The following is a 1,577-nucleotide window of genomic DNA, read 5'->3' on the forward strand; positions in this document are numbered from 1 at the left end:
TAGCCCGGATATTGCACCGGGCTGGTCAGCAGCGCCCAGATTCCGAGGGCGCGGGCCGTTGCCGCGCCCAAGCCTCTAATTTGATGGTTTTTTGATCAGTTCTTTGGTTTCAGAACGCACTTCCCCCTACCCCCATGTGTTTTCTGTGCCGGGGACAGCACGCCTCGGGGCTATCCAGGCACCAGTTTGCTGGCCAGCGTCAGAAAGAGGGCCTGCTCCGGGTACCGGCTACTCAGCATCAACCGGATAGTGCGGGTATTGCGCGTGATGACGGCACCGATCTTCAGCAGCTTCAGGCGGATGGTGTTGACCTGCGCCTGGGCGAAGGCGGTGCGCTTGAGGTAGACCCGGCGCAGTCGCTCCAGCAGCAGGTAGGCCAGCCCCGAGAGCAGCAGCCGGTATTGGTTGGGCCACCATTCGTGGCAGCTGGTGCGGTCGGCGAACAGGAACTGCTGCTCCTTGAGGCGGTTCTCCATCTCGCCCCGGGCGCAGTAGCGGTGGTCATAGAGCCACTCGGCGCTGCAACCGCGCAGGTTGGTGACCACATAGCGGGTGTTGAAGCCACGCGCACTGGTCTCGGATTTGACGATCACCTTTCGTCGGCGCTTCTTCCAGCTATTGGCCGCGTACTCGATGAAGCCGAAGACGCGCTGCTTCTCCCAGGTCGCTTCGAAGCGGATCGCCGACTCATAGTCGATATCCAGGGCCAGCTTGGCCAGACGCTTGTTGCCGGCGAGACCGATGATGTACTCGACGCCGTGGCGGTCGCACCAGTTGAGGATCATCGGGCGGCAGAAGCCGCTGTCACCGCGGAACACGATCTTCACCTCAGGCCATGCCTGGCGCAGGCGCCGGACCAGCAAGGCGAGGATGGCGCCGGCGTGGTGAGCGGCATCTCGGTAGGCCGGGCGAAGATAGCTGACCAGCAGCTGATCGCCACAGAACACGAACAGGGGCAGGAAGATGTAGTGGTCGTAGTAGCCGTTGAAGTGCCGCCCCAGCTGCTGGCCGTGTACCCGATCATCAGTCGCATCGAAGTCGAGATAGAGCGGCTTCTTCGGCGGCTTGCGGAACGAACGGATGAACTGCTCGATGATCTCCTCGTGGATCGCGACCGCCCAGTCCCGGTTGGCCTGCTGCTCGAAGCGACACAGGGTCGACTGGCTGGCCAGCACCCCGTCGGTATCGACGGCAGTCTGCAGGGCGATGTCGTGACGCAACGCATGGTGGTCGTTGAGATCCTCGTAGCCCAGCGCCAAGCCGAACACGCGTTGTCGAACCAGGGTTTCCGTGCGGTGCTGGCAGCGCTGAGGATCTCGCGCATCGCTCAGCCGGCGAGCCACGGCGCGGGTCAGGCCGATCTCACGATCCAGTTGGCGGAGAAGCAGGATGCCGCCGTCGGAGGTGACATCGCCGCCATCGAAGCTGGCGGCGATCTGACGGCCTTTGCAGCGTGGAAAGGAGGCGGTGGGCATGGTACATTTTGTCATGGCGGCTGATGCGGTTGATTCTGGTGTAGGAGCTTGAATTATAACCGATTTTCAGCCGCTTTTTTCATGCCCGATGCAATATCCGGG

1 protein-coding gene is annotated in these 1,577 nt (G+C 62.4%); it reads right to left on the reverse strand.

Features of this window, described 5'->3' with window-relative positions; all coding sequences use genetic code 11:
- Positions 1 to 170: 170 nt before the first annotated feature.
- Positions 171 to 1,490, reverse strand: a complete 1,320-nt coding sequence (locus tag ACPF7Z_RS19365; RefSeq protein ID WP_425194873.1) for an IS1380 family transposase — start codon at positions 1,488 to 1,490, stop codon at positions 171 to 173.
- Between the last annotated feature and the right edge of the window lie 87 nt (positions 1,491 to 1,577).

The organism is Halomonas sp. GXIMD04776 (assembly GCF_049808615.1).
Lineage (GTDB): Bacteria > Pseudomonadota > Gammaproteobacteria > Pseudomonadales > Halomonadaceae > Modicisalibacter.